At 59.4% G+C, this 26,741-nt stretch carries 24 protein-coding genes and 1 riboswitch; of the genes, 19 read left to right on the forward strand and 5 right to left on the reverse strand.

Going from position 1 to position 26,741, the window contains the following annotated elements:
- Both K6T64_RS10145 and K6T64_RS10150 read left to right on the forward strand, forming a co-directional pair.
- A partial coding sequence (locus K6T64_RS10145) for an RNA-guided endonuclease InsQ/TnpB family protein (RefSeq protein ID WP_288009997.1) occupies positions 1-386 on the forward strand: 386 nt, incomplete at its 5' end.
- A gap of 208 nt (positions 387-594) precedes the next feature.
- Positions 595-1,590 (forward strand): zinc-binding alcohol dehydrogenase family protein, encoded by a 996-nt coding sequence (locus tag K6T64_RS10150; RefSeq protein ID WP_288009998.1) that lies wholly within the window; start codon positions 595-597, stop codon positions 1,588-1,590.
- A gap of 34 nt (positions 1,591-1,624) precedes the next feature.
- On the opposite strand, the gene K6T64_RS10155 is transcribed toward K6T64_RS10150, so the two are convergent.
- Positions 1,625-2,605 carry an NADPH:quinone oxidoreductase family protein gene (locus tag K6T64_RS10155; protein WP_288009999.1) on the reverse strand — a complete coding sequence of 327 codons (981 nt, stop codon included), beginning with the start codon at positions 2,603-2,605 and terminating at the stop codon, positions 1,625-1,627.
- A 29-nt stretch (positions 2,606-2,634) separates the two neighbouring features.
- Positions 2,635-3,771 carry an acyl-CoA dehydrogenase family protein gene (locus tag K6T64_RS10160; RefSeq protein WP_288010001.1) on the reverse strand — a complete coding sequence of 379 codons (1,137 nt, stop codon included), beginning with the start codon at positions 3,769-3,771 and terminating at the stop codon, positions 2,635-2,637.
- 252 nt (positions 3,772-4,023) lie between these two features.
- Here K6T64_RS10160 and K6T64_RS10165 point away from each other — a divergent pair, with 252 nt between their 5' ends.
- The 8 genes from K6T64_RS10165 to K6T64_RS10200 all read left to right on the forward strand — a co-directional run bounded on the left by K6T64_RS10165 (position 4,024) and on the right by K6T64_RS10200 (position 12,611).
- Complete coding sequence (locus K6T64_RS10165; protein ID WP_100667408.1) at positions 4,024-4,233, forward strand: carbon-nitrogen hydrolase family protein; 210 nt, start codon at positions 4,024-4,026, stop codon at positions 4,231-4,233.
- Positions 4,234-4,354: 121 nt separating this feature from the next.
- Complete coding sequence (locus K6T64_RS10170; RefSeq protein ID WP_288010003.1) at positions 4,355-5,866, forward strand: amidase; 1,512 nt, start codon at positions 4,355-4,357, stop codon at positions 5,864-5,866.
- A gap of 99 nt (positions 5,867-5,965) precedes the next feature.
- A riboswitch (guanidine-I (ykkC/yxkD leader) is annotated at positions 5,966-6,076 on the forward strand.
- A 40-nt stretch (positions 6,077-6,116) separates the two neighbouring features.
- A complete protein-coding gene (locus tag K6T64_RS10175; protein WP_288010004.1) occupies positions 6,117-7,265 on the forward strand; it encodes an agmatinase family protein in 1,149 nt (382 codons plus the stop codon).
- A 6-nt stretch (positions 7,266-7,271) separates the two neighbouring features.
- Entirely contained in the window at positions 7,272-8,222 is a 951-nt protein-coding gene (locus K6T64_RS10180) for a metallophosphoesterase family protein (protein ID WP_288010006.1), read from the forward strand.
- 110 nt (positions 8,223-8,332) lie between these two features.
- On the forward strand, positions 8,333-9,919 hold the full coding sequence (locus K6T64_RS10185; protein WP_288010007.1) for an APC family permease: 1,587 nt from the start codon (positions 8,333-8,335) through the stop codon (positions 9,917-9,919).
- A 71-nt stretch (positions 9,920-9,990) separates the two neighbouring features.
- Entirely contained in the window at positions 9,991-10,731 is a 741-nt protein-coding gene (locus tag K6T64_RS10190; protein ID WP_288010009.1) for a hypothetical protein, read from the forward strand.
- An 8-nt stretch (positions 10,732-10,739) separates the two neighbouring features.
- Entirely contained in the window at positions 10,740-11,195 is a 456-nt protein-coding gene (locus K6T64_RS10195) for a P-II family nitrogen regulator (protein WP_353737808.1), read from the forward strand.
- A 99-nt stretch (positions 11,196-11,294) separates the two neighbouring features.
- The gene (locus K6T64_RS10200) at positions 11,295-12,611 is read left to right on the forward strand and encodes an ammonium transporter (protein ID WP_288010011.1); all 1,317 of its coding nucleotides are present in this window, start codon (positions 11,295-11,297) and stop codon (positions 12,609-12,611) included.
- 14 nt (positions 12,612-12,625) lie between these two features.
- On the opposite strand, the gene K6T64_RS10205 is transcribed toward K6T64_RS10200, so the two are convergent.
- The 3 genes from K6T64_RS10205 to K6T64_RS10215 are packed head-to-tail and all read right to left on the reverse strand — an operon-like array spanning position 12,626 to position 16,616.
- Positions 12,626-14,035 carry an allantoinase gene (locus K6T64_RS10205; RefSeq protein WP_288010012.1) on the reverse strand — a complete coding sequence of 470 codons (1,410 nt, stop codon included), beginning with the start codon at positions 14,033-14,035 and terminating at the stop codon, positions 12,626-12,628.
- Positions 14,025-15,332: an ArgE/DapE family deacylase gene (locus K6T64_RS10210; protein WP_288010014.1), complete on the reverse strand. Its 1,308-nt coding sequence runs from the start codon at positions 15,330-15,332 to the stop codon at positions 14,025-14,027. Before K6T64_RS10210 ends, K6T64_RS10205 begins: the two co-directional genes overlap by 11 nt.
- Positions 15,333-16,616 (reverse strand): Zn-dependent hydrolase, encoded by a 1,284-nt coding sequence (locus K6T64_RS10215; RefSeq protein WP_288010016.1) that lies wholly within the window; start codon positions 16,614-16,616, stop codon positions 15,333-15,335.
- Positions 16,617-16,773: 157 nt separating this feature from the next.
- Between K6T64_RS10215 and K6T64_RS10220 the strand changes: the two genes are divergently transcribed.
- The 9 genes from K6T64_RS10220 to K6T64_RS10260 all read left to right on the forward strand — a co-directional run bounded on the left by K6T64_RS10220 (position 16,774) and on the right by K6T64_RS10260 (position 26,740).
- Complete coding sequence (locus K6T64_RS10220; RefSeq protein ID WP_288010017.1) at positions 16,774-18,444, forward strand: PucR family transcriptional regulator; 1,671 nt, start codon at positions 16,774-16,776, stop codon at positions 18,442-18,444.
- Positions 18,445-18,589: 145 nt separating this feature from the next.
- Entirely contained in the window at positions 18,590-19,111 is a 522-nt protein-coding gene (uraD, locus tag K6T64_RS10225; RefSeq protein ID WP_288010018.1) for a 2-oxo-4-hydroxy-4-carboxy-5-ureidoimidazoline decarboxylase, read from the forward strand.
- Between the two features lie 15 nt (positions 19,112-19,126).
- Positions 19,127-20,107: a factor-independent urate hydroxylase gene (gene pucL / locus K6T64_RS10230; protein WP_288010020.1), complete on the forward strand. Its 981-nt coding sequence runs from the start codon at positions 19,127-19,129 to the stop codon at positions 20,105-20,107.
- Positions 20,108-20,118: 11 nt separating this feature from the next.
- Positions 20,119-20,535, forward strand: a complete 417-nt coding sequence (gene uraH / locus K6T64_RS10235) for a hydroxyisourate hydrolase (protein WP_288010021.1) — start codon at positions 20,119-20,121, stop codon at positions 20,533-20,535.
- A gap of 16 nt (positions 20,536-20,551) precedes the next feature.
- Positions 20,552-21,880 (forward strand): 5'-deoxyadenosine deaminase, encoded by a 1,329-nt coding sequence (locus K6T64_RS10240; protein ID WP_170085327.1) that lies wholly within the window; start codon positions 20,552-20,554, stop codon positions 21,878-21,880.
- Positions 21,881-21,933: 53 nt separating this feature from the next.
- Entirely contained in the window at positions 21,934-23,055 is a 1,122-nt protein-coding gene (locus tag K6T64_RS10245; protein ID WP_288010023.1) for a BMP family ABC transporter substrate-binding protein, read from the forward strand.
- A 21-nt stretch (positions 23,056-23,076) separates the two neighbouring features.
- Positions 23,077-24,606: an ABC transporter ATP-binding protein gene (locus tag K6T64_RS10250; RefSeq protein WP_288010024.1), complete on the forward strand. Its 1,530-nt coding sequence runs from the start codon at positions 23,077-23,079 to the stop codon at positions 24,604-24,606.
- Positions 24,603-25,820 carry an ABC transporter permease subunit gene (locus K6T64_RS10255; RefSeq protein ID WP_288010026.1) on the forward strand — a complete coding sequence of 406 codons (1,218 nt, stop codon included), beginning with the start codon at positions 24,603-24,605 and terminating at the stop codon, positions 25,818-25,820. Before K6T64_RS10250 ends, K6T64_RS10255 begins: the two co-directional genes overlap by 4 nt.
- Positions 25,811-26,740 carry an ABC transporter permease gene (locus K6T64_RS10260; RefSeq protein WP_288010028.1) on the forward strand — a complete coding sequence of 310 codons (930 nt, stop codon included), beginning with the start codon at positions 25,811-25,813 and terminating at the stop codon, positions 26,738-26,740. The genes K6T64_RS10255 and K6T64_RS10260 overlap by 10 nt, the downstream gene beginning before the upstream one ends.
- The last annotated feature ends 1 nt before the right edge of the window (position 26,741 follow it).

A 26,741-nucleotide genomic window follows, 5' to 3' on the forward strand; every position in this document is an offset into this window, starting at 1 on the left:
CTAAAGCGAAAGTAACCAGGCTGCATGATAAGATTGCCAATCAGCGGAAAGACTTCTTGCACAAGATTTCCCACGGCATAGTCCAAAAATATGACTGGATCGCCGTCGAGGATTTGTCGGTTAAGAACATGATGAAGAATCACCATTTCAGCAAGAGCATCGCCGACGCTGGCTGGAGCAAGTTCATCAGCTACATCGAATATAAAGCCAAAAAGTTCGGCAAGGTTCTAGTGAAAGTTCCTCCAGCCGGCACGTCCCAAACCTGTGTATGCGGGCATCCAGTTCCCAAAGACCTAAGCGTCCGGATACACCAATGCCCGCATTGCGGGCTGACCGCCGACCGGGACGTGGTCTCGGCGATGGTCATCCTGCAAAGGGCGAATTAGGCAAGATCTGAGTAGGGCTGGAAGCACCCGAACTTACGCCTGCGGAGATTGTGTAAGACCCATGTGGCTACGGTCGATGAACCAGGAAGCTCCCGCTTCTAAGCGAAAGCGAAGGCGGGAGAGGCTTCACTAAACTCCAAAGGGATGTCAGCGACAACCCGTATCCCGGCCCGGGGTTTTGGGCTGTGATCTTGTGGAGGTGATCGCCGTGGCCGGCGAAATGAAAGCGATTGTGTTGACGTCTTCAGGAAATCTCATCGAAACTGAAGTGCCAAAACCGGCGCCCGGGGACCGCGATCTTTTGGTGGAGGTTCGCGCCGTGTCGGTGAATCCCGTGGATACCAAACAGCGGGCAGAAGAAGGGAAACTCCGGATCCTGGGTTGGGATGTGGCGGGTATCGTCCGGGAGGTGGGTCCGGCCTGTACGCTCTTTCGCCCGGGTGACGAAGTCTATTACGCCTGGGACATCACCCGACCTGGCGGTTTCAGTGAGTATCACGTCGTCGATGAGCGGCTGGTGGGGCCTAAACCCCGAACCTCAGATTTTGCCCAGGCGGCGGCGCTGCCCCTGACCACCCTGACCGCGTGGGAGGGGCTGTTTGAAAAATTAGGTGTGCAAGCGAACGGTGGAGCGGACAAGAGGATTTTGATCGTCGGGGCGGCGGGTGGAGTGGGTTCCATGGCTGTACAGCTGGCGCGGTGGGCGGGACTTGAGGTGATCGGCACCGCATCCCGACCGGAGTCGACCAAATGGGTGAGGGAGTACGGCGCCCACCATGTGATCGACCATTATGAACCGTTTCGGCCGCAGCTTGAGGCGCTGGGGATATCCGGGGTCGACGCGGTCTTTTGTCTTAACGTGGTGGAGCCCAATTGGGATGCCATGTTAGATGTTTTGGTGCCGGGTGGGAAGTTGTGCACCATCCTCCCGCCCACCTCCCCGGTCAATCTGCGGCCGCTGTTTGACAAGAGTCTTACCTGGGCCATGGAAGGCATGTTCACGCGTGCCCGGTTTCGAACTCCGGATATGCAGGAACAACATCGCATCCTCGCGGAGGTATCGGGCTTGGTGGACTCGGGAGAGATCCGGACGACGATGAATCGCTATTTGTCCCCGATCAGCGCCGCCAACCTGGAAAGAGCCTTCGCCGAAATTCGCTCAGGCCACAGCATTGGAAAAATCGTACTGGAGTCCTTTGCATGAAGGGGGCGGACCGAAGCCGGTCCGGCCCTGCGCGTCATCGCTCCAGAACCACTTTTCCCCAAGTCCGTCGGGAGGCCAGGCGGGCGAGGGCTGCGGGCAGCTGCTCAAAGGGGAATCGGTGGTGGACAAGGGGCCGGATGGAACCCTGCTGGTAGAGGGCGATTAGATCCCGGTGCGCCTCCCGGACCGCCTCGGGGAAGAGGCGCTGAAAGAGTCCCCAGTGCACCCCCCAGATGGCGTAGTTTTTCACCAGGGCGTGGTTGGTGGGAGCCTGGGCGATGCGCCCGCCGGCGAATCCCACCACCAGGATCCGCCCTTCAAAGGCAATGCAGCGGCGGGACTGGTCGAACACATCCCCGCCCACCGGGTCGAAAATAACGTTTGCCCCCTTGCCTTGGGTGGCCATTTTGACGGCCTCGACAAAATCATGTTCTCTGTAGTCGATCGCCAAGTCGGCGCCGAGTTCTCGGCAAATGTTCACTTTCTCCCGGCCGCCCGCTGTGGCGATCACTCCGGCGCCTGCCGCCTTGCCGAGCTGGATCGCCGCCGACCCGACTCCGCCGGCTCCGGCGTGTACCAGGAGCACCTCGCCCCGCTGAAGCCGGGCCAGCCGATGCAAGGCGTATTGAGCCGTGTGAAAGCTGATGAAAAAGGCGGCGGCTTCCGCCGGCGGCATCGATTCCGGCACGGGGTATACGCGGTCGGCCGGTACTTTGATCTGTTCGGCGTAGCCGCCCTCTGGCAAAGCGGGGAGGGCAATCACCCGGTTCCCGACGGGCAGGTCCACCCCCTCTCCCGAGGCTCGGATGCGACCGGTCACCTCGGCTCCGGGGGTAAAGGGAAGCGGGGGCTTTTCTTGGTAGGTACCGGCACACAGGAGGAGGTCAAGAAAATTGACTCCCGCGGCCTCGACGTCGATCAACACTTCTCCCGCTTGCGGGACCGGCGCCGGCCTCTCTTCCAGGCGGAGTACTTCTTCCGGATTTCCAAGCTGATGCACCACCCAGGCTCGCACAGGCGAACACCTTCCTTCCGTGACATTGCCTATAGCAAATCATCCATTTTGACGTGTCCCTTCAGGAGATTTCGGGAGATGATGAGGCGCTGGATCTCATCCGTGCCGTCGTAGACGCGCCACAACCGGACCTCCCCGTACCATCGTTCGATGGGCAACTCCTTCGTGTACCCCATTCCCCCATGAATCTGCAACACCCGATCCACCACGCGGTTGCCCATGTTGGAACCGTAGAGCTTCGCCATGGAGGCGTAATGCCGGTTATCCATCCCCTGATCCAGCATCCACGCAGCGCGAAGCACCAACCATTTGGCCGCTTCGATTTCCACCGCAGAGTCGGCGATCATCCATTGAATGGCCTGGCGTTCGGCGATGGGTTTTCCAAAGGTATACCGCTGGTGGGAATAATCGATGGCCATTTGCAGGAGCCGCCGGGCGGCCCCCACCGCTGTGGCACCCACGTGCCACCGGGCGTACCCGATCCACTCCAGGCCGAGATTGTAGCCTCCATGAAGCTCACCCAAGATGTGATCTTCCGGGACCCGCACGTTATCGAACACCAGCGACGCCGGACTCCATTCCCCCATCGTCGGGATGGGGGTTGAGGTCCAACCCATTTCCCGATCCACGAGGAAACAGGTGACCCGCCGACGCGGGGGACCGTCCGGGTCGGTTACCGCAAAGACCATCGCGAAGTCGGCTTCATTTCCTCCTGTGATAAAAATCTTCTCCCCATTCAAGATCCACTCATTGCCGTCTTTCGTGGCGCGCATCCGGATGCCCTGGGTGTCCGAACCGGCTCCCGGTTCCGTGAATGCGAAACAGGAGCGGCGCTCGCCGTTAATGGTGGGAATGAGATACTGTTTTTTCTGTTCTTCATTACAATAGTACAAAATGTTGTCGGCCCATCCGCCGAAGCGAAAGGGCACGAACGTTCTCCCCAGTTCGATGGTGATGAGGGCCTGCATGAGGTGGCCGAGGTTCGCTCCGCCGTACTCTTCGGGTGTATTGATTCCCCAGAAACCCATCTCCTTTGCCTTAAGTTGCAGGTCTTTCAATTCTTCCCGGGACATCCCTGGCTTCCCTTCCCGTTCGTTTCGCAAGACCTGCTGTTCAAGGGGGATCAGTTCCCGTTCGACAAACCGGCGTACCGTCTGTTGGACCATTCGTCAATTGGAAATCCATCGCATTGCCCCCTTCCGAACTCCAACCTGGTTGCTTCGTTATAACGACCGGCCGGTTGCTTCATGGTAAACTTGGATTCGTTCCAACAGTCCATATCCCCTACTCTATTTGTATTGTACAAAAAATGCGCCAATCGGTATAGTGGATCTAGGCGGAGTGTCGTCCGATGCGGCATCGCCAAGTTTAACCGGGAGGGAGCGGGATGCGAGAGAAAACACAGGTACGGGTGTTTTGTGATTTCCACGAGCCAGTACGTCACAAAAGAGATGTACCCTCAAGATCTGTATGGCCAGGACGATTTAGAGAATTTTCCTGAAGAGATTTCCCGGGGCGGGACGGCAATTGTTGACCCGTTCGGGCAATACATCGAGGGCCCGTTGTACTCCCGGGAAGGAATTTTGTACGCGGACTTAGATCTCGGTTTGTTGGATGAGGTCCATTAGGAGTTCGATCCCATTGGGCACTACTCCCGTCCAGACGTATTCAGGCTTGTCGTGAACGAACCACCCCAGCGTTGATCTTAGTGAAAATTTTTCAAAACTGCCTGCATAAGGGGGATGCCTCGTGATTCAACGCCCTTCACTGGAACAATTGGACCGCATCGCGCGTGCGTATGGGCTGGGCTTGGGACCGGAGGATTTAATAGAGTTTCGCAATCTGGTGTCGGCGGCGCTGGCTTCCTATGACCGGGTTCACGACATGGTGGAACCGAAGCCGCCAGTCACCTATTCGCGGTCGGTGGGCTATCGCCCAGGCGAGGAGGAAAATCCGCTTGGAGCCTGGTACTGGAAAACGAAAGTTCCGGGAGCGTCGGAAGGGAAGCTCTCCGGTAAGCGGATTGTTCTGAAAGATAACGTGAGTTTGGCCGGAGTGCCGATGATGAACGGGACTTCGGTGTTGGAGGGCTATGTGCCCGATGTCGATGCGACGATCGTGACCCGGATTCTCGACGCCGGGGGTGAGATCGTCGGGAAAGCGGTGTGTGAGCATCTGTGCTTTTCCGGCAGCAGTTTTACGTCTGACACGGGCCCGGTGAGAAATCCTCACGACCCGTCGCGGTCAGCGGGGGGGTCGTCCAGCGGAAGTGCCGTTCTTGTGGCCACCGGGGACGTGGACATGGCCATCGGTGGCGACCAGGGGGGATCGATTCGGATCCCCAGTTCCTGGTGCGGGGTGTATGGGCTGAAGCCCACCTATGGTCTCGTGCCCTACACCGGGGTGTTTCCGATTGAGCAAACCATCGACCACGTGGGTCCCATTGCCGGCACCGTGGCGGACGTGGCCCTCCTGCTCGAGGTCATCGCCGGACCTGATGGCCTCGACCCACGCCAGAGGGATCTGGAAGCAAAACCGTACAGCCAACTGCTCGGCGGAGACCTGAGCGGGATGCGGATTGGCGTGGTGCGGGAAGGCTTTGGATGGGAAGCGTTGTCTGAGCCCGACGTGGATGAGGCGGTCCGGGAGGCGGCGCACGCCTTTGTCCAGTACGGGGCCTCGGTGGAGGAAATCTCGATTCCAATGCATCGGGACGGGCTTCACATCTGGAACGTGATCGGAACCGAGGGTACCTTGGACATGATGATCCGCGGGCACAGTCAAGGAACGAACTGGAAGGGCTTTTATCAGACCAGCCTTCTCGATGTGTATGCCCGGGGTCTGAAGACCCGGGCGGTGGATCTCACCGATACTGTGAAGATGGTGATCCTGGCAGCCCAGTACATGCAGGAGATGTATCACGGAAGATATTATGCCAAAGCCCAGAATCTCGGGCGGCAGTTGAGGGCGGAATATGACGCCGTCTTGAAAACCTACGATGTACTGATTATGCCCACGACGCCGATGAAAGCGACGCCCATCCCCGGGCCGGAGAGCAGCCGGGAGGAGCGGGTGGCCCGGGCGCTGGAGATGATCGTCAACACCGCTCCCTTCGATGTGACCGGACACCCGGCGATGAACGTGCCCTGCGGGCGGTCGGGCGGACTTCCCGTGGGGATGATGCTTATCGGGCGCCACGGGGAGGATGAGGTGGTCCTTCGGGCCGCCTATGCCTTTGAACAAGACCGCGGTCAGATTTAGGACAGAAACCTTTCTGAATCAGGGATATTTGAGATATAAAAAATGACGTAGAATGAGGAAAATATCTTGCATAATGGAGATAGTCCGGTTAAAATGGCGATAGAGAACTCCTAGGGTTCCGCGTTTGGCATGAAAGATGACAAACGGACCGGTCCGAGAGGAGTTCGCGCCGAAGCCGGCGTCACACGGAGGGATAAAAGCCCGGGAGGTTTTTATCCCTCCGTATTTTTTTCGAAAGGAGAGGGAAGCGGTGAGTTTCTACCACAACCACGGCGGGCGTTACCGCCATCCTTTGGAGGAGCCGTCCTTTGACAAAGAGGGATTGGATGGATATTCAGCGGCTCTCGCCGAGGCTGCCCTGCCGACGGTGCGAAGCGAGGAAGAGATCCGGCGCGCCATTGAAATGGGGCTGGAGGCGGCTCCGAGCATCGGGGATCGCACGATCTCTTGTTTCAGCCGGGGAGAGCTTCCCCACTGGGCGGGGATCAACACCTTTCTCAAAATGCCCTATCTCGAGAACGTCCACGAAGTGGATCAATATGACATTGCGATTCTGGGTGCGCCCTTTGATATCGGAACGACCTATCGGGCGGGTACACGGTTCGGCCCCCAGGCAATCCGCCGGATTTCGGCCCTATATACCACGTACAATTACGAACTCGGGGTGGATCTGAGGGAGCAAGTGAAAATCTGTGATCTCGGTGATGTGTTCACGGTGGCGAACATCGAGAAAAGTTTCGACCAGATCACCAAAGCTGTGTCCCATGTGATGAGCAAAGGGACCATGCCGATTATTCTGGGAGGGGATCACGCCATCGGGTACCCGTGCCTGCGGGGTGTGGCAGAAAACGTGGACGGTAATGTCGGAATTATTCATCTGGATCGTCACGTGGATACCCAGGAAAAAGACATGGATGAACGAATGCACACCACGCCTTGGTTTCATGCCACCAACATTCCGAACGCTCCAGCCTCGAACCTGGTTCAGATCGGGATCGGCGGTTGGCAGGTACCCCGGGCCGGGGTTAAGGTGGCCCGGGACCGGGGAACGACGATTCTCACCATCCATGATGTCGAGGACATGGGGATCGAGAAAGCGGCGGAGATCGCCCTGGAAGTTGCTTGGAAAGGGGCGAAAGCCGTCTATCTCAGTTTTGATATCGACTCTGTGGACGCGGGGTTCGTGCCGGGCACCGGCTGGCCGGAACCGGGAGGATTCCTGCCCCGGGAGGCGCTGAAGCTCCTACAGTTGGTGGCAAAAGAGGGGGTGTGCGCCATGGAAGTGGTGGAAGTGTCCCCCCCTTATGACATCAGCGACACGACAGCACTCTTGGCGGTGCGGGCCGTGGTGGATGTGATCGCGACGATGGTGGCACATGGAAAAATCGGAGGGCGGTGAGGGGAGATGGCCAGGGGCACGCGGATTTTCTACGCCAGTGATATCCACGGATCGGAGCGTTGCTTTCTCAAATTTCTGGGTGCCGCAAAATTTTACGGAGCCCGGGTGTTGATTCTGGGCGGCGACATCACGGGGAAGGTGGTGGTGCCGCTGATCCACCGGGGAACCGGGTATGAGGCAAATTTTCTCGGCCGCATGCACCGGGTGGAATCGGCGGAAGAGATCGAAGCCCTGGAGAAGGCCATCCGTTTTAACGGTTTTTACCCGGTGCGCTTGGAACCGGACGAATACGAAGCAATCTCCGCCGATGAACTCCGGCAGAGCGAACTCTTTCGGGAGTTGGTCCTCGCATCCTTGCGGAGATGGATGGAATTGGCTGAAGAGCGGCTCAAAGGGCTCGGGGTGCGGTGTTTCGTCAATCCGGGAAACGATGACGAGTCCTTTGTGGATGAAGTACTGGGAGAGAGCGACTATGTGGAAAACATGGACGGAGGGGTGGCGCGTATCGACGAGGAGCATGAAATGGTGGTGGTGGGCTACAGTAATCAGACGCCCTTCGACAGTCCTCGCGAGATGCCCGAAGAGGAGCTGGAACGGCATATCGTGGCCCTGGCGGAGCAGTTGGAGACGCCTCACAGGGCGGTGTTCACTCTCCACGTTCCGCCGCACGGAACCGGGTTGGATCATGCACCCCTGTTGCGGGATGGGCAGGTGGTCACCCGGGGTGGTCACACGGTCATGACGCCGGTGGGGAGCACGGCAGTGCGCCGGGCGATCGAGCAATTTCAGCCTTTGCTCGGGCTCCACGGCCACGTACATGAATCCCGCGGGGCCCGGCGCTTGGGGAAGACGCTCTGCATCAACCCAGGGAGTGAGTACGGAGAAGGAGTGCTCCACGGGGCCATCGTGAACCTCGCCCGGGACAAGGTTCAGGGGTATCAATTGGTGACCGCATAGACATGGACCCGCTAGTGTTGAGCAGACGCGAGCGTTTTGTTGGGCGCTTCATCCCCGGCCTCATGGGGCCGGGGATGAAAAAGATGGGATGAGAGGGGAGGCGCAGGAGCGTGGTTGGAAATTTTACCCGGAAAGCCACTGGCTTGGTGCGACAAGCGAGGGCATCGGACGTTTTTATCTACAATGTGAATTTTATTAATATCGCCATCGGGGTCGCGTTCATGCTCCTCTTTATGCCGACGGATGCGTACCCCGGGGTGAACATGTACGTATCGACGCTCGTTTGTTTTCTCGCGGTGGTGTGCTGCAGCTTGGTGTACGCGATGTTTGCCGGGGCCATGCCCCGATCCGGAGGGGAGTACGTGTACGTCAGCCGGTCGCTCTCGCCGGTCTGGGGCTTTGTAGCGAATTGGAATTACACGATCTGGAGCTTTTTATACATTGGAATTCCCGCTGCATTTCTCGGCAAGTACGGGATCTCCTCCCTGTTCCGGAGTTTGGGGGCGTATTTTGAAGCGCCCCATTTGGTTCAAATCGGGGATTGGTTCACCAGTCCCCTTGGGGTCTTTGTGAGCGGGGCGGTGCTCATTATCCTGTATGTAATTTTATTTTCCATCGGGATCAATGTTTACATGCGGTTGCAACTCTATTTGTTCATCCTGGCTTCGGTGGGCTTGGTCGCGATCCTGGTGGTGTTCGCCACGTACCAGGGATCCATGGCCGATGCGTTCAACCTGTATATGTCGAAATTGACCGGCCATCCGGATGCGTACTCTGCAGTCCTGCAAGGAGCTGGGCCGGCACCGGAGGCGCCCGGCTTCAGTTGGCATTCCACGCTCAGTGCGACGACGTGGCCCTTTACGGTTTTGGGCTTTAGCATTGCGTCCGCGTACATTGGCGGAGAGATCAAGGGGGCGAATCGCGCCCAGCTGATCGGCATGCCCGGGTCGCTGGTGTATTCCACGGTGTGGATCTTGGTGCTGGTCTGGGCGGTGGTGCACGTGGCGGGCCTTCCGTTTTTGCGGGCCCTGGACACGGCCGATCTCCAGTCGCTCGGCATCGGTTTTACCCCGACCTTCGCGGAGATCGGCGCCATGTTGACCTCCAATCTCTTGCTCATTCTCCTCATGGGGGTCGGGTTTTTGCTGTGGACCTTCGCCTGGATGCCGATCTACATCCTCACCACCACGCGAAACCTCATGGCCTGGGCCCTGGATGGGCTTGCACCTGGGAAGCTGTCCGCTGTGAGCGACCGCACCCACGCGCCGGTCTGGTCGATCGGGGTTTCGGGGCTTCTCGGCCTGATCCTTCTCTACGTCTATGCCTATACGCCTTCCTTTGCGACTATCGCCGGATTTTTTGGCCAGGTCTTCACGTTTTTGCTGACCTCGGTGGCCGCCATCGTTTTTCCGTTTCGGCAAAAAGCGATGTTCGAGGCCTCCCCCATCAACTGGCGATTCGGGGGCGTTCCGGTGCTGTCGATTCTCGGTGCCATCAGTATCATCGGCCTGGGGTTGATCGAGTGGGCTTTTCTGAATGATCCCAACTCCGGCATCAGTGTGGCTCATCCCACGATGCTTCTCATCAATGTGGCGGTGTTTTTGTCGGGGTTTGTGTATTACGGGATTGTGCGATGGATTCGTTCCCGGCAGGGAATCGATTTGGGCCTCGTGTTTCAAGAGATCCCTCCGGAATAAAACCGGGATGGCGTCGCCGGTTTGGCCGAAAGGTGCCGTTGTCGGGGCATACAGATCGGGAGGGGATAAAGATGAATGAGCCGGTGCCGACGAAGGATTGGGCGGAGGATCTCGTTCTAGAGTTGGCTCACAAAGAACGGGGCGTCCGGCTGCTCGGCGGGCGGGCGGTTCGGTATCATGTCCTGGGGAAAGTTCCGGATACGCTGGTTCGGCCGCCCGGGGACGTGGATCTGTTCACCGTGTCGGAACATCGCCGGGATGTGCAGCAGTGGCTGGAATCGATGGGACTCAGGCCGGAAAAGGAGTTCAATCTACTGAACGGCCGAAGTCGGCTGATGTATTGGCGGGGGAAAGAAAAAATCGACGTGTTCATTGACGAGTTTCGCATGTGCCACGCCTTGGACCTTCGCGGCCGATTGCCTGTCCAAGAAGTGACCTTGCCCGTGGCAGACCTGATGTTGACCAAGCTGCAGGTGGTGGAGTTCACGGAAAAAGATATGCGGGATGTCTTGGCTTTGTTGTCCGGGGTGCCGTTCGTCGATCGAGACGAGCCGGGAGCGTTCAATACCCGGTTTTTTGCCGACACTCTGGCCCGGGACTGGGGATTGTGGCGCACGGTGACGAGAAATTTGGATGTTCTTCTCGAGCGGTTGCAGGATTTTGTGGTGGAGGCGTCGATTCGGTTGGAGCTAGAGGAGCGGATCCGCCAGTTGGCAGAGGTGGTGGAGCGCACTCCGAAGACGATGAAGTGGAAGTGGCGGGCCGCGGTGGGAGAGCGGTTGAAGTGGTACGAGTTGCCCGAGGAGCCGTGAATTCGTGAATGGAGCACGAGCAAGGGGAGCGGGATTTGTCGAGTCCCGCTCCTTTCGTTATCATGGGGGCGATCAAGGCGATTTTCAGGCGGGAAGGAAGAATGGGATTGAAAAAGATTGAGGCGATTATTCGTCCGGAAAAGTTGCAGGCGGTGATTGCAAAGCTGCATGCGGCTGGAATCTTTGGATTCACGGTCAGCCAGGTTCAAGGCCGGGGTCAACAGCGCAGTTCGGCAGGGGTGTATCGGGGGCACGTGTATCAAATCAGCCTGCACCCGAAGGTGAAGGTGGAGATGGTCGTCTCCGATGCCTATGCGCAGAAGGCGGTGCAGTCGATTGTCCAGGCGGCGCAGACCGGGGAGGCGGGAGACGGGAAAATTTTTGTCCTGCCGGTGTATGAAGCGTACAACATTCGCACCGGTGCGCCCGACGAAACGATCGATGATATGCGGTCCACAAAATAATCGATAACATGTAATGAAAGATGACAAAACTGCTTGCGAATACCCCTTTCGGTCGCGTATACTGGCATCGTATTTTCTCTGACGTTGGAGGGGAGAGATGTGACGGTACCGGAAGGGTTGAACACTGTGTGGGTCGTGCTGGCGGCGGCGATGATTGTGTTCATGGAGGGCGGGTTCAGCCTTTTGGAGGCGGGTTTGGTGCGGACCAAAAACGCCGTAAACGTGACGATGAAAATTTTTGTGGATCTCACCTTTGGGGCTTTGGCCTATTATGCGGTGGGACTCGGACTTATGTTTGGTGCGGATCACTTTGGTTGGTTCGGGTTGGCTTTACCCTCTGGGGTGATGGGGCCCGAGGGAGTTCCCACTGCCGCTTATGCATTATTTCAGATCGCTTTCGCCATGGCGGTGGCGTCGATCGTGTCCGGGGCCGTCGCCGAGCGGATGAAATTTTCGGCGTATATCGTGGTGACCATGTTGGTCTGCGGTCTAATCTATCCGTTGTCCGGCCACTGGATCTGGTCTTCGGGGGGCTGGTTATCTCGACTCGGGATGGAGGATTTTGCCGGATCGGCGGCGATTCACGCCATGGGGGGATTTTCCGCCCTGGCCCTGGCCGCGGTGCTCGGGCCCAGGCGCCAGCGATTTGGTTCAGATGGAGAGGTCAACGTCTTTGCTCCAAGTAACATTCCCCTGGCTTCGGCGGGGGCGTTTATTCTGTGGTTTGGGTGGTTCGGGTTTAACGCGGGCAGTACATTGAACGCCCTGGACGTGCGGCTTCCCATGATTGCTCTTCACACCTTTCTAGCGGCGGCGGCCGGCGGGGCGGCGGCGATCCTCGTGAGCATGGCGCGCTTTAAGGTTTCCGATCCGAGCATGGCGATCAATGGTTCCCTGGCGGGACTAGTGGCGATCACGGCGGGTTGTGCCTTTGTAGGGACGGGTGCCTCGGTGATGATTGGCGCGGTGGCCGGGGCCTTGGTGGTTTGGGCGACGGGATGGGTGGATCGGATGAAGGTGGATGATCCGGTGGGGGCGGTGGCGGTTCACGGATTCGGCGGCCTCTGGGGTGCGGTGGCGGTGGGGTTGTTCGATGTACGCCAAGGGATCTTGACCACCGGTGATGCCCATCTGCTGCTCGTGCAAGGGTTAGGCGCTGCGGTGGCGGCGGTGTGGGGGTTTGCGGCCATGTTCGGAATTGGCACTCTTCTCGATAAAATTATGGGGCTTCGTGTGGCGCCGGACTTGGAGGAGCAGGGGTTGGACCTGGCCTTCCATGGCATTCCGGCGTACAATGAGCTGGAGCGGTTTACAAATTGGCCGGAGGGGCCGGGACATGGCGCGGCCGAAGATCCTGAGCCGGTGAAACCGGTGCTTGGCATGGGGGTGGAGCCGGCTCCGTCCGATCGGGCATGAGATTTGTACCCGTTTTAGCCATGCTGTCCCGCGACAAACCGGCCGAAGGGTTTGTCCGGGAAGCGCCCCGAGCCGAATTCCCTCATGAGCTTGTTCAGGGACGGGTCCCAGTAAACCGGTTTTCCGCGCAAGAGGGTGGCAAGAATCTTTCCTCGAAATGTCCGACCGATGAAGGGGCTGTGCGGGTGACGATAATAGAGATCCTCCCGGCGAAGGGTCCACGGCGCGTCGAGGTCCACGAGGACCAGGTCGGCGTCCGAACCGGGCGCGATGGTGCCTTTTCGGGGATAAAGGCCGAACCGCTTTGCCGGGTTGGTGGCGGTGAGGGCAGTCAGGGTCTCGAGGGGCACTCCGCGCCTGTGGTAGCCTTCCTCCAGAAGCACGTTGAGGGCGGTTTGGGCGCCGGAAATGCCGCCCCAGACGCGAAAAAGGTTGCCTTCGGGATCCTCTTTCATGGAAGGTGGACAAGGGGAGTGATCCGATCCCACGGTGTCCACCAGCCCCGCCCGGACGGCCTGCCAGAGAGCTTCCACTTCGTCCCGTCCTCGCAAGGGGGGAGCGCATTTGGCCACGCCGCCGAGTTCTTCCAGGTCGGCGACAGTCAGGGATAGGTAGTGGGGGCAGGTTTCCACGCTCACGTCCACTCCGGCCTCTCGCGCCGCCCGGATCCGGCGGACCACATCCGCGCTGCTCGCGTGGACGACGTGCAGGCGGCACCCGGTCAGACGGGCGATGGCAAGGGCGCGTTCCACAGCTTCCAGTTCGGAGACCACGGGGCGGGAGGCTTCGTAATCTCGGGCTGAAACCCGCCCCTGGGACAGAAAAGATTCGGTCAGGCGGCGGGTGATCCAGGAACTTTCCGCATGGACGGCGACCACGGCGCCCAGGCGGGCTGCAATGTCCATCCCCGCCCACAGGGAGTCGTTGTCCACAGCGGGAAAATCGTCGGTTCCAGCGTCGGTCATGAAGGCTTTGAAACCGATCGCCCCGCACTGGCTAAGTTCGGTTAACTCCTCAGCATTTCCGGGAATGAGCCCTCCCCACAGTCCGTAATCGATGAAAGATTTCGCCTCGGCGACCTTTCGTTTTTCCTCAAAGTGACTCCTGACTGTCACGGGCGGGGTGCTGTTCAGGGGCATGTCAAAAAACGTTGTCACCCCACCGGCTGCCAAGCTCATGGTTCCCGTCGTGAACCCTTCCCAGTCTGCCCTTCCAGGTTCGTTCAAGTGGACATGGGCGTCGATGAGTCCAGGGAAAATGTACAAGCCTGTGGCGTCGATTTCCCGGTCCAATGTGGACGTCTGAGTTAATTGACTCTCCATAGCGACCACAGTACCGTGTCGAATCCGGAGATCCGCTCGCCGAGTGCCCTCCGGTGAAACCACAGTGCCCCCGCGAATCACCAAATCACCTTCATCTCTCATTCCCGCCGACTCCTTTCCGAAGAAGATCGTACAACGTCATGGTGAGGATTTTGGCGGCTAGGACCATATCATCGATGCGCACGTGTTCATCCGCCCGGTGACCGCCCGCCTCGGCCAGGGTCCTCGGGCCCGCTCCAAAGAGTACCACCGGAATCCCCGCTTCGGCAAAATGCCGGGCGTCGGTATAAAGAGGCACCCCGTGGATATCCGGTTCCCGTCCCCCCATGACGGTCGTCCAGTTCTTTTTGAGGGTTTGGATGAACCGGGACTCCGGCGGGGTTGGACGCAGCGGTTTGGCGTATAAAATCCGCTGGATGTCCACTCGGACGGGCCGGGAGCTGACGGCCTCTTCGATCAACCGGCGAATTTCATTTTCCACTTGGTCTCCATCTTCTTCTGGGATGAGGCGGCGATCTAGGCGAATGACGCACTCATCCGGAACCACATTCGTATTGATTCCGCCGCGGATCAGGCCGACGACCAGAGTCGGGGACCCAAGTCCCGGGATCTTGGAGCGCCGCTCTGCCAAGCGGTCGCGATACTGGTAAAGCTCGTGCAACACCTGCGTCATCGCCTCAAGGGCATCCACACCCAACTCGGGCTCGGCGGCATGGGCCGATCGGCCTTGCAACCGCACTTCAAGGTGAAGACAGCCCCCGTGCGCATTGACGATGGAGTGGGTGAATCCCGCCGTGATGGCCACGTCCGGCCGGATGGTTCCTTCGGCGAGCAAGCGGGCGGGGCCGATGGTGCCCCCCGCCTCCTCGTCAAAGGTGAAAACAAGGTCCACTTGTCCGGAAAGTGGAGCCGTCACGATGTGGAGAGCGGATGCCGCATAGGTGTACACGGCGATGTCAGATTTTGACACAGCCGCCCCACGGCCATAGACGGCCCCTTCCACCACGTCTCCGCCGTAAGGATTTCGGGTCCAGCCGAGCCCGGGTGCCACGGCATCGCCGTGGGCGTTAAGGCCGACCACGGGCCCGGATCCATCCCCGAAGGCCATGCGGGCCACTACGTTGGCAACGCGGACCATGCCCACGCTCTCCACCCGCTCTTGGGGTACGGGCAAAAGCTGAACGTCATCCAGAGGGAACGCCTGGAGGTGCCTGTACAACCAATCTGCTATCCTTTGACAATCACCGGGCGGGTTATCCGCCGGGATGCGGATCAACTCTTGCAAGAATGCCACCATCTCGTGGCGATGGGCGTCGATCCAAGCGCACAGTCGCTCTTTGTCTGCTTCGCTTCCCGGAGCGTGACCGTCATTCGGGCCTTCTCGCGTCGACAGATTCATTCAGGGCACCTCCGCCTCTTCGGTTTGTCCCGTTGAGCCTGCTTTAGGGTGGCTGTCCATGGCTTGCAATACCGCTTCCAGGAAGACTGAGACGCCGATCTCGATGTCCTCGGGTTCCACGTACTCCTCCGGGTGGTGACTGACGCCGCCGCGGCAGCGAACGAATATCATCCCGACTTCGGTGAGGTCGGCCATGGCCAGTGCGTCGTGTCCGGCTCCGCTCGGGATAAAAAGCGGCGGGTAACCATGATGGGTTATGGCCTCTGCCGCCGCCGCCATCAGCCGCGGAGAACACTGGACCGCCGGGGTGTCCAGGACGACTTCACAGCAAAAAGAAAGGCTCCCGTTTTCAGCGATACCCTCCGCTCTTTGGCAAATTTGCCTGAACACCCGCCGCCGTTCTTCGTCGTCCAAGCTGCGGACATCAAGCGTTCCCTCGACACGGCCGGGAATCACGTTGCTCGATCCCGGAAAGACCTGGAGATTCCCCACGGTCGCCACCGTGGAGGGGGACTCTCGGGCGGCCTCATCCACGGCCAGGATGATTTCTGCCGCCCCGACCAGAGCATCCCGCCGGGCATCCATGGGTACGGTGCCGGCGTGACCGGCCAGACCTTCAACCTGGAATCGGCCGCGTACGGCACCGGCGATGCCGCTGACGACTCCACACGGAAGATGTTCATTTTCCAAGATGGGCCCTTGTTCAATGTGCAGTTCCATGTAGCCGGCGATCTGTTCCGGATCCCGCCTGGCCGAGCGGAACGCCAAAGGGTCGAGGCCAAATTCGCGGAGGGCTTCAGCCAACGTGATGCCCCGGGCATCCCGGGCGTTCAGATCCTCTCCCAGCAACGTCCCCGCCATGGCCCGGCTTCCCAGCAGCGTGGTGTGGAAGCGAGCCCCTTCCTCGTCGCAAAATACCACCACCTCCAGGGGCAAAGCGGTCTGGACGCCAGATTCGAACAGCGCCTGGACGACCTCCAGGGCCGCCACCACCCCCAGCGTCCCATCAAAGGCTCCGCCTTCCATCACAGAATCCAGGTGGGATCCGATGAGGAAGGCGGGGCCACCGCGCCGGTGATGGGGATAGTGGCCGATGATATTCCCCAGGGCATCGACTCGGACCACCATCCCCGCCTCTTTCATCCACCTGCGAACCAAGAGGCCGGCTTGGCGGAATTCGGATGTGAACGACAACCGCGTAACCCCTCGTTTCCCTGCACTGCAATGAGCCAGTTCTTTGAGCCGGTGGAGCACCCGTTCCATCCGGATAGGAATCTCGAACATTGGCAACACCTCTGTTGGTGTATCCTACCCCTCGGGATGACCCCTGTCATTGGTCAGGTTCACCGGTTTCGCAGGCACGAATTATGTATGGTATCCAACTGTCTAACTTACTGACTTATTATGATATATAATATTACGCATAGGAGGTGATGAGGCGATGAATGTGAGGGATTTGTTGGCTATTCCGATTCTTGCCGATGCAAAGGTTGTAGCAGGGGCGTCAGGTCTTGCGCGAAATGTTCAATCAGTGAACATGATGGATGCGCCGGATATTATCGATTTTCTCAAACCAAACGAACTTTTGGTCACCACCGGATACGGCCTAAAAGATCGCCCCGGTGCCCTGGTGGATTTGGTCCGCCAAATGGCGCAAAAAGGCTGCGCCGGCTTGGGGATCAAGATCCGGCGATTCCTTCCGGAGACCCCCCCGGAAATGGTCCGGGCCGCCGATGAGTGGGCGCTGCCGATCATTGAACTGCCCTATCAGCCGTCCCTGGGGGAGATTGTGAACCAAACGATCAACTTCATACTGGAGAAGCGAGCAGAAGAATTGCGGTACGCCTTGGACATCCACCGCTCGTTTACAACCTTGGTGTTTCGCGGCCGGGGCGTGGGTGCTGTGGTGGAGAACCTCGGGGCGCTGCTCGGCTGTCCCGTTCAACTTCTGGACCCCGGGTTTCGGGTCATCGCCGCCTCTCCCGGCCACGGCAAACTTGACCCCAGGTGCCGGGATGCCCTTTTGACCCATTTGCGCAGCCTGAATGGATCCATACCTGACATGACCGCCTTTTCCCTCCTGGAGTCAACAAACCCACCCATGACCTTTACGCTGTTTCCCGTCCGCACCCATCGGCAGCAGAACGGTTTTCTCGTGGTTTACGGCTGCCCTTTTGAGTCCGGCGTCTATCCCCGACTGGCGGTGGAGCAAGCGGTGAATGTCATGGCTTTCGATTTGTTGAAGCGACAGGCGGTGGAAGAGAACACCCGACGGATGAAAAATGAGTTCTTCACAGATTTTTTGAGCGGGGACATCGGGTCCCGCCGGGAGATTATCAATTTGGGCAAACTTTACGGACTGCGGGAGAACCAACCCTACGTCTGTGCGGTTTGCCGCATCGACGATCGCTTGGAAGAGCAGGTCGGAGGGCTGGAGGAGCGGCGCCGGCGGCTGAGGGATGCGGTGTACGATCGCCTGGAGACGGCTCTCGAAGAGGTCACCTCGGGCGGAGTGCTGTTCACCCGGGGCGAGTCTTTTGTTTTGCTGCGACCGGCAAAAGAGTACGGGGTGCGGGAAGAACACGAGATGGCGGCGTGGCTGCGATCGGTTCAGGAGGAGATTGCCCGGTGGGTCGGCGTTTCTGTCTCCTTTGGTCTGAGTCCTTGCATCCGCCATTTTTATGAACTTCCCAGAGCCTATCGGGAGGGGGAGAGCGCTCTCCACATGGGCTATCGCTCCGGGCGCCGCCGGTTTATCCAACCCTACCGCGCCAAAGAGTTGGCCGATCTGTTTCGCTGGATTCCCAGAGAAGATCTCATCCAGTTTTACGAAAACTCCTTAAACGACCTGGCCCATCCTGCGGACAAAGAAAAATTGGATCTCTTGCACACCTTGTCGGTGTATCTTGACAATAACTGTCAGATAGCCGAAACGGCCAAGCAACTATATGTTCACCGGAATACGGTGGTGTATCGCCTGGACAAATGTAAGGAACTCATAGGCCGGGACCTGAAAGAACCGGATGTCACGCTGCGCCTGCGGGTGGCGCTGCTCATTCGGGGGCTGATGTACGGAAAAGAGGCCGAGGGGGTCCCGGGGAATCACGGCTAGAATCAACAGGTTGGCCGGCCACTTTTGGTCAACATGCATAATGACAAAGGAAGGGGCCGTTTTTAATATGTCAGATATATAAACTCACTAGGTTATAATATATTCCAAATGCGCAAGGGTTTGATGGAAAAGAGCAGCGACGTGCATGCGGTGGTGGGCGAAAATGGTCACCTTGACCCAGCTGAACGGGGCGACGAAACAAGAATTTACAGAGATGGTGGGTTGGGTGTTCGAGCATTCTCCCTGGGTTGCCGAGCGGGCCTGGGCAAGGCGGCCCTTCCGGTCCGTCGATCATTTATTTGCCGTGATGGCGGATGTGGTCAAAGGCTCAACTCGAGATGACAAGCTCGCGTTGTTCCGCGCCCACCCGGACCTCGGAGCCCGGGCCCGGATGTCTTCCGCCTCGCTGTCGGAGCAGCACCGAGCTGGTCTTCAGCAACTGAGTTTCGCCGAGTACCATTTGTTGACACGTCTGAATCGAGCCTATAGGGACAAATTCGGATTCCCCTTTATCCTCGCCGTTCGGGATCGCACTCCAAGGGAGATCCAAAAGGCCCTTGAGCAACGTCTGGCGGCGACCCAGGAGGAAGAAGAGCAACGGGCCCTGTCGGAGGTGTTGCTCATCGCATGGTTTCGGCTCAGGGACATGGGGATTGAGGAACGGTGAAAGGAGAGAAACGAAATGATCATGACAGGGACCATGACAAGTGGAACGGATCAACGGACGATGTATTACGGCAAGGGGGATGTTTGGGTTTATCGTTCTTACGCAAAACCCTTGAGGGGGCTGGGGCAGATCCCGGAGTCGGCATTTGCGGGCCGGCCCAACGTGATATTTGGCATGAACGCCCAGATGGCCGTGGAGGGAGAGGCATTTTTGCCTTCCTTCACCGAAGGGGACAACTCCATGGTGGTGGCCACCGATTCGATGAAGAATTTCATCCTGCGCCAGGCCGGGGCCTTCGAGGGGGCGACGGCGGAAGGTTTCCTGGAATTCGTGGCCGGAAAATTCCTGGAGAAATACGCCCATGTGTCAGGTGTTCGACTGTTCGGACGGCAAATTCCTTTCGACGAATTGCCCGTCCCCGAGCAGGAAGGATTTCGACCGGGAGAACTGGTTTTTCGTTACTCCATGAATGAGTATCCCACCGCTTTTGTGGCGGTTCGCCGGGGGCCGGAGGGACCCGTGGTGGTGGAGCACGCCGGGGGTGTGGCGGGGTTAAAACTGATCAAGATCAAAGGGAGCAGTTTTTACGGCTACATTCACGATGAATACACCACCCTGCCCGAGGCGCAGGACCGACCGCTGTTCATCTATCTTGACATCAAATGGAAATATGAACATCCCGAGGATTTTCGGGCCGAGCACCCGGAACGATACGTCGCGGCGGAGCAGGTGCGGGATATCGCCCACACGGTATTCCACGAACTCACCTCTCCTTCCATTCAAAATCTCATTTATCACATCGGCCGGCGGGTGCTGACCCGATTCCCCCAATTGCTGGAGGTTTCTTTTGAGGCGAACAACCGAACTTGGGAGACGGTGTTGGAGGAGGTGGAGGACCTCGCCGGGAAGAGGGCAGAGGCCAAAGTGTACACCGAACCTCGGCCGCCCTACGGTTTTCAGGGGTTCACCGTCACCCGGAAGGACCTTGAGGAGTGAGGGCCATCCCGATGAAAGGCCGATTGACCACCCATGTGTTGGATGTGGCGTGCGCCTGTCCGGCCGCGGGCCTTGCGGTGGAACTTTTTCGGATCATGGAGGACGGGCGGAAACAGTCCGCGGCCCGGGCGGTCACGGGTGCCGATGGACGACTGGAGCGGCCTCTTTTGGCCGGGGAGGCGATGCGCTCGGGGTTCTACGAAATCGTCTTTTTTCCCGGGGATTACTACCGCGGCAAGGGCGGGCCTCTGGCGGAGGCGGTGTTCTTTGACCGGGTTTCTGTCTCTTTGCGCATCGCAGATCCGGAGGAGGATCTCCACATCCCGTTATTGATCGCTCCGGGCGGGTACAGTGTGTACCGGGGAAAGGGCATTGAAAACGGCCGCGGGCCTTTCGTGGCTCCCAGCGTTGTGGGCATCGGATTTTGAGGGGGTGGGCTTCGGGATGAAAACGCGGATCCGGGGGGCCGACATCCTCACCATGAATGAGAAGGACGAAATGGTTCACGGGGACTTGCTCATTGAAGACGACCGTATTGTCGCGGTGGGTCGGGTTGAAGACGGTCAGGTGGACCGGGAGATCGACGCCCAGGGGAAACTGATCCTGCCGGGTTTCATTCATCTTCATGTGCACCTTTGCCAGACCCTGTTTCGGGGCCGGGCGGATGATCTGACGCTCCTGGACTGGTTGCGCACCCGGGTCTGGCCTCTCGAAGCCGCTCATGATGAGGAATCGATCTATCTGTCCGCCCTTCTTGGCATCGGGGAGCTGCTTCAGAGCGGAACCACCACCATTGTAGACATGGAGACGGTCCATTACACGGATGCCGCCTTCCGGGCGCTTCTTGATTCCGGAATCCGCGCCCTCTCCGGCAAAGTCATGATGGATTTCGGGGATGACGTTCCTCCGGGACTCGCCGAGAGTACAGACCAGTCGCTCCAGCAAAGTGTGGATTTATTGGAAAAATGGCATGGCCAAGGGGGCGGCCGTCTCCGCTACGCCTTTGCCCCGCGCTTTGTGGTCTCCTGTACGCAGTCCCTGCTGAGTCAAGTGCGGGATCTGGCCGATGAGTACGGGGTCTATGTGCACACCCACGCGGCGGAAAACAAAGATGAAGTGCTTCTTGTCCAACAGCGCCACGGCCTGCGCAACGTCACCTACCTCGACTCCATCGGCCTGGCCAACGAGGGGGTGATTCTTGCCCACTGCGTCTGGCTGGATGAGGAAGAGAAGGGGATTCTCGCGGAACGCGGGGTTCACGTGGCCCACTGCCCGAGTTCAAATCTGAAGCTCGCATCGGGCATTGCCGATGTCCCGGATCTGCTTCGAAGGGGCGTGTCGGTGGGCCTGGGGGCGGACGGGGCGCCCTGCAACAACACCCTGGACATGTTTCACGAAATGCGCCTGGCGGCTCTTATCCACAAACCCCGCTACGGCGCCACCGCCATGGACGCGCGAACGGTGCTTCGGATGGCCACGGTGGAAGGAGCCCGGGCCGTGGGATTGGCCCACGAGATCGGCAGCATCGAACCGGGGAAAAAGGCGGATCTGGTGATTCTCGATCTGAATCGCCTGCACACCTTTCCTTCGGTGGAGGCCGATCCTTTCTCCAGGGTTGTGTATTCCGCCACCCGTTCAGAGGTGGACATGGTTTTCGTCGACGGAAACATGCTGGTGGAGCGGGGTCACCTGGTGGCGATGGATGAACAACATCTTCTTCGGGAGGCGGACCGGGCTTTTCGCCGCCTCCTTCGGCGGACCGGGGAGGAGTGACGGCGCAGCGGTGGCGCGCCGGATTGGATCCATAACGAGGGGGTGGGGGAGACATGAAACAACGGGGACTGATTCGCTGGTTGTCCCTGCTGTTGGGGCTCGTGTTGATCGCTGGATGCTCCCAAGCCGGGGTGGCAACCCAAAGTTCGTCCCAAGCCGGGGCCGCCTCGGGGCAGGGTATCAAAAAACCCCGGGTTGCCTTTGTGTACCTGGGGCCTCCGGGAGACGGAGGGTGGACCTATCAGCACGATCAAGGGCGCAAATATCTCGAAAATCAGCTAGGCATCAAGGCGGACTATGTGGAGAACGTCCCCGAGAGCGCCGACGCCGAGCGGGTCCTGACCCAATTGGCCCAGAACCATGACATCATTTTTGCCACGAGTTTTGGGTATCAGGACTACGTTTATGATGTGGCACAGAAATTCCCCCACGTGATTTTCATGCACTGTGCGGGATATAAAACGGCTCCCAACATGGGGACGTATTTTGGCCGAAACTATCAGGCAAGTTATCTGGCCGGGGTGGCCGCGGGCAAGATGACGAAGAAAAACCTGCTCGGTTACGTGGGAGCCTTTCCCATTCCCGAGGTGATTTATAACATTAATGCCTTTACCCGTGGTGCCCAAAGTGTGAACCCGAAGGTGAAGGTCAAAGTGGTGTGGTCGAACACCTGGTTCGATCCGGCCACAGAACGCCAGGCGGCCAATAGCCTTCTGGACCAGGGGGTGGACGTGGTGGCGGCCTACCAGGACTCCCCGGCCAGTTTGCAGGCGGCCCAGGAGCGAGGAGCCTACGCCATCGGCAATGACTCCGATATGGGGCGCTACGTCCCGGACGCCTACATCACGAATCCCGTGTGGAACTGGGGGCCCTATTACGTGAAGGTTGTCAAAGAGGTGATGGACGGGACGTGGAAAAGCGGTCAGTACCTGGGGGGTCTCAAAGACGGCATGGTCGGTTTGGCGCCCTTCGGGAAGAACGTTCCCCAGGACGTTCAGAATCTGGTGGAAAAAGACAAAGCGGAGATCACCGCCGGAAAACTGGATCCGTTCCAAGGTCCCATCTACGATGCCTCCGGAAAGCTTCAGGTGCCGGCCGGAAGCAAGCTCACGGATCAACAGATCCTGTCCATGAACTGGTTTGTCCAGGGGGTGGAAGGGACCATTCCCAAATGACAACGGCCCTGGGAGGGGTGAATGGTGGAAGCTTCGGTGGAAATGCGGGGGATCGTCAAACGATTCGGTGACGTGTTGGCCAACGATGGGGCGACGTTTATCGCCCGGCCCGGGGAGATCCACGCCTTGCTCGGGGAAAATGGCGCCGGGAAAAGTACGTTGATGAGTATCCTCTCGGGCCTTTATCGCCGGGATGCCGGAGAAATCCGGCTCCGCGGCCGCCCGGTGCATCGCTGCTCTCCCGCTGTGGCCGCACAGATGGGGATCGGGATGGTGTATCAGAATTTCCGCCTGGTTCCCACCCTGACTCCGGTGGAAAACACGGTGCTCGGGGATAAGGGGTTTCGCTGGCTCGGGCCCGCTTGGCGCAGGCAGAAGGAGGCGGAGTTGCGAGAGCTCATAGAACGGTTTGGCCTGCGGTTTCCCCTTCATCGCCCGGTGCAGGAGTTGTCCCTGGGAGAGCAGCAGCGGGTTGAAATTGTAAAAGTGTTGTACCGGGGAGCCGACATCGTTATCTTGGACGAACCGACCTCGGTGTTGACCCCTCGGGAGGCGGAGGACCTTTTTCTCGCCCTTCGGGAGATGAAACAGGCGGGGAAGACGGTGATCGTCACCACGCACAAATTAAAGGAAGTCATGGCTTGGTCGGATCGGATCACCGTCATGCGGAAGGGGCGGACGATTCGAACGATGGAAACCCGGGAAACGAACGAAAGGGAGTTGGCCCGGTTGATGGTGGGCCGGGAGGTCTCATCCGCAGGGACGGGTCGGGAACGTCCGCGGCCGGGAGGCGTTCTTCTTCGGGTGAAGGGCTTGACGGCTCTGGGGGAGCAGGGACATCCGGCCTTGAGGGGTATCGACCTGGAGGTGCGCCGGGGTGAAGTGGTGGGGATCGCCGGCGTGGCCGGCAACGGGCAGCGGGAGCTGGCCGAATGCTTGACGGGATTGCGCTCGTGGACCGAAGGAACCGTGGAATTCGAGGGTGAAGCATTGACGCCGGGGACCCGGGGGTTCATCCGGAGGGGGATCGCCCATATCCCCGAGGATCGGATGAAAATGGGACTCGCCGGGCGCCTGTCTGTCTTCGATAACTTGCTTCTCAAATCCTATCGCAGAAAAGACGTATCCCCATGGGGACTGTTGCTTCCGGGCCGCCGCCGTGAGCCGATGGAGACCTTGATCAAAAAGTTCGAGGTGAAAACCCCGTCCCTTTCGACGCCCGTTCGCCAGTTGTCCGGGGGAAACCAACAGAAGTTGTTGTTCGCCCGGGAGGTGGAGCAGCGGCCGAAGCTGATGGTTGCCGTCCATCCCACCCAGGGGCTGGACGTGGGAGCCGCCGAAGCGGTGCACCGCATTCTCCTGGATCTCAGGGATGCGGGCACCGGGATCGTGTTGATTTCCGAAGATCTCGACGAGGTGATTCAGTTGTCCGATCGGGTTGTGGTAATCAGCCGAGGGACCATCCACGGGGAATTTTTCCGGGGCCGGACGGATCGCGAGGCGATCGGTCTCTTGATGGCGGGGGTTTCCTCCGAGGAGGAAGCGGGATGAAAGGGGGCACGCCGCAGAGCGCAGCCCCGATCCCGCAAACCTCGGCGGCGACCGATCCAACGGGCCAGGGGAGGCGACGGCATTCGAAAGGGCGTCGCTTCCGGGTCGTTATCGATCCGGCCAAAACTTCTAGCCCCTGGTGGATTCCTGTCGCTTCGGCGGTGGCGGCCCTGGTATTCTGCGGGCTGCTCATCGCTGCCAGCGGCCTGAAACCGCTTGCGGTGTACGCCGCCATGTTTCAGGGAGCCTTTGGAACGGCCTATGGTTTGGGGGAAACCTGGGTCAAGGCGATTCCCCTCTTGTTGTGCGGAATCGGCGTCGCCTTGGCGTACCGCATCGCTTTTTGGAACATCGGGGCGGAGGGACAGTTTTTGGCCGGGGCCATCGGAGCCACGGCGGTGACCATCTACCTGCCGCATGTTCCCGGGCCGGCCTACATTCCCCTCATGTTTGCGGCGGGTGCTTTGGCGGGGGCGCTGTGGGGAGTGGTGCCCGGGGTGCTCAGGGTGTATTTGCGCGTCAATGAGTTGATCAGTTCGCTCATGTTGAACTACATTGCCGCCCTCTTATTGGATGATTTCGTGTTCGGCCCCTGGAAGGATCCTATGGGGTTCAATTTTCCCGGCACCCCCATGTTCACCCCCGATGAGCAACTGATGACCTTTGGGGGAAGCCGTGTTCACCTGGGCCTGGTGTTCGCCCTGGCCGCCACGCTGATCTATGGGTTGGTGTTGGGTTACACCCGGTGGGGGTATGAACTCCGGGTGTTGGGGGCCAGTCTCGAGGTGGCCCGGTATGGAGGGATTTCGATCGGCCGGACCATTCTGGTGGTGGCGCTGTTCAGCGGGGCTCTGTCGGGGATCGCTGGGATGGCGGAGGTATCCGGAGTGGCCCATCGGCTGATGTACGGGATCTCTCCCGGATACGGGTACACGGCCATCATCGTGGCGTGGATCGCCAGGCTCCACCCCGTGGGGTTGGTGGTCGCCTCGCTGTTTTTCGGCGGCATTATCGTCGGTGGTTACGCCGTTCAGACTATGGGCTTGCCCGCTTCTATGTCCCTCATGATCCAGGGGGCGATTCTCCTGTTTTTGATCGGCGGGGAGATGATCAGTCGGCTGCGGATCGTGATGGAGGAACCCGAAGGGCACAGGATTTCATCCGGGGATGGCGTTGCAGCTCTGGACAAAGGAGGAGATGGGGCATGGGGGTGATGTCGCAACTGCTCGGCGCCGCCATCGGCGAGGGGACGCCTCTGTTGTTGGCGGCCTTGGGCTGTTTGTTGTCCGAGCGGGTGGGGATCATCAACCTTGGTGCCGAAGGCATGATGCTGATGGGGGCGGTGTCGACGGCGTTGGTCTCGGCTCAAGGCGGCGATGTGTGGGTTGCCCTGGTGTGCGGGGCGGCGGCCGGCGGGGTGCTCGGGGTCCTGCATGCCTTGACCACGGTGACGCTGCGGGCGAATCAAATCGTGAGCGGCCTCGCGATCACCTTGTTTGGTACGGGACTGAGCGCCTATCTCGGGAAGCCGATTGCGGGAAATCCTGTGCCCGGGGCCATTCCGGTGCTCAATCTGCCGCTTCTGGACAAAATCCCCTGGATCGGGCCGGTGTTTGCCCATCTCGATGTGGTGGTGTGGTTCAGCGTTATCCTCGCCGTTGCCCTCTTTTTGTACATCGAGCGCACGTCCTGGGGTCTGAACCTCCGGGCGGTGGGCGATAGCCCGGCCACCGCCGATGTGATGGGGATTCATGTGCTTCGACACCGGTACGCCTATGTGGTTCTCGGGGGGATGCTGGTGGGGTTGTCCGGGGCGTATCTCCTGTTTTCCACGTCCCCCAGTTGGGTGGAGGGGATGACCGCCGGCCGTGGGTGGATCGCGGTGGCCTTGGTGATTTTTGCCCGCTGGAATCCGGTGCGGGCCGTGTTTGGGGCGTATTTGTTCGGGGGGTTGGATGCTCTGGGCTTTCGCATCCAGCTGATGGGCACCGAAACCCCTTCCTACTTTTTAAAAATGCTCCCTTATGTGTTGACGGTGGTGGTCCTCATGATCCTGGGACTGCGGTCCCGAAGGAGGTATTCCGGGATGCCCTTGTCCCTGGGCAGCGCATATGTGAGAGAGGAGCGTTCTTAGG

The sequence above is a fragment of the Kyrpidia sp. genome, from assembly GCF_023512215.1.
Taxonomy (GTDB): domain Bacteria; phylum Bacillota; class Bacilli; order Kyrpidiales; family Kyrpidiaceae; genus Kyrpidia; species Kyrpidia spormannii.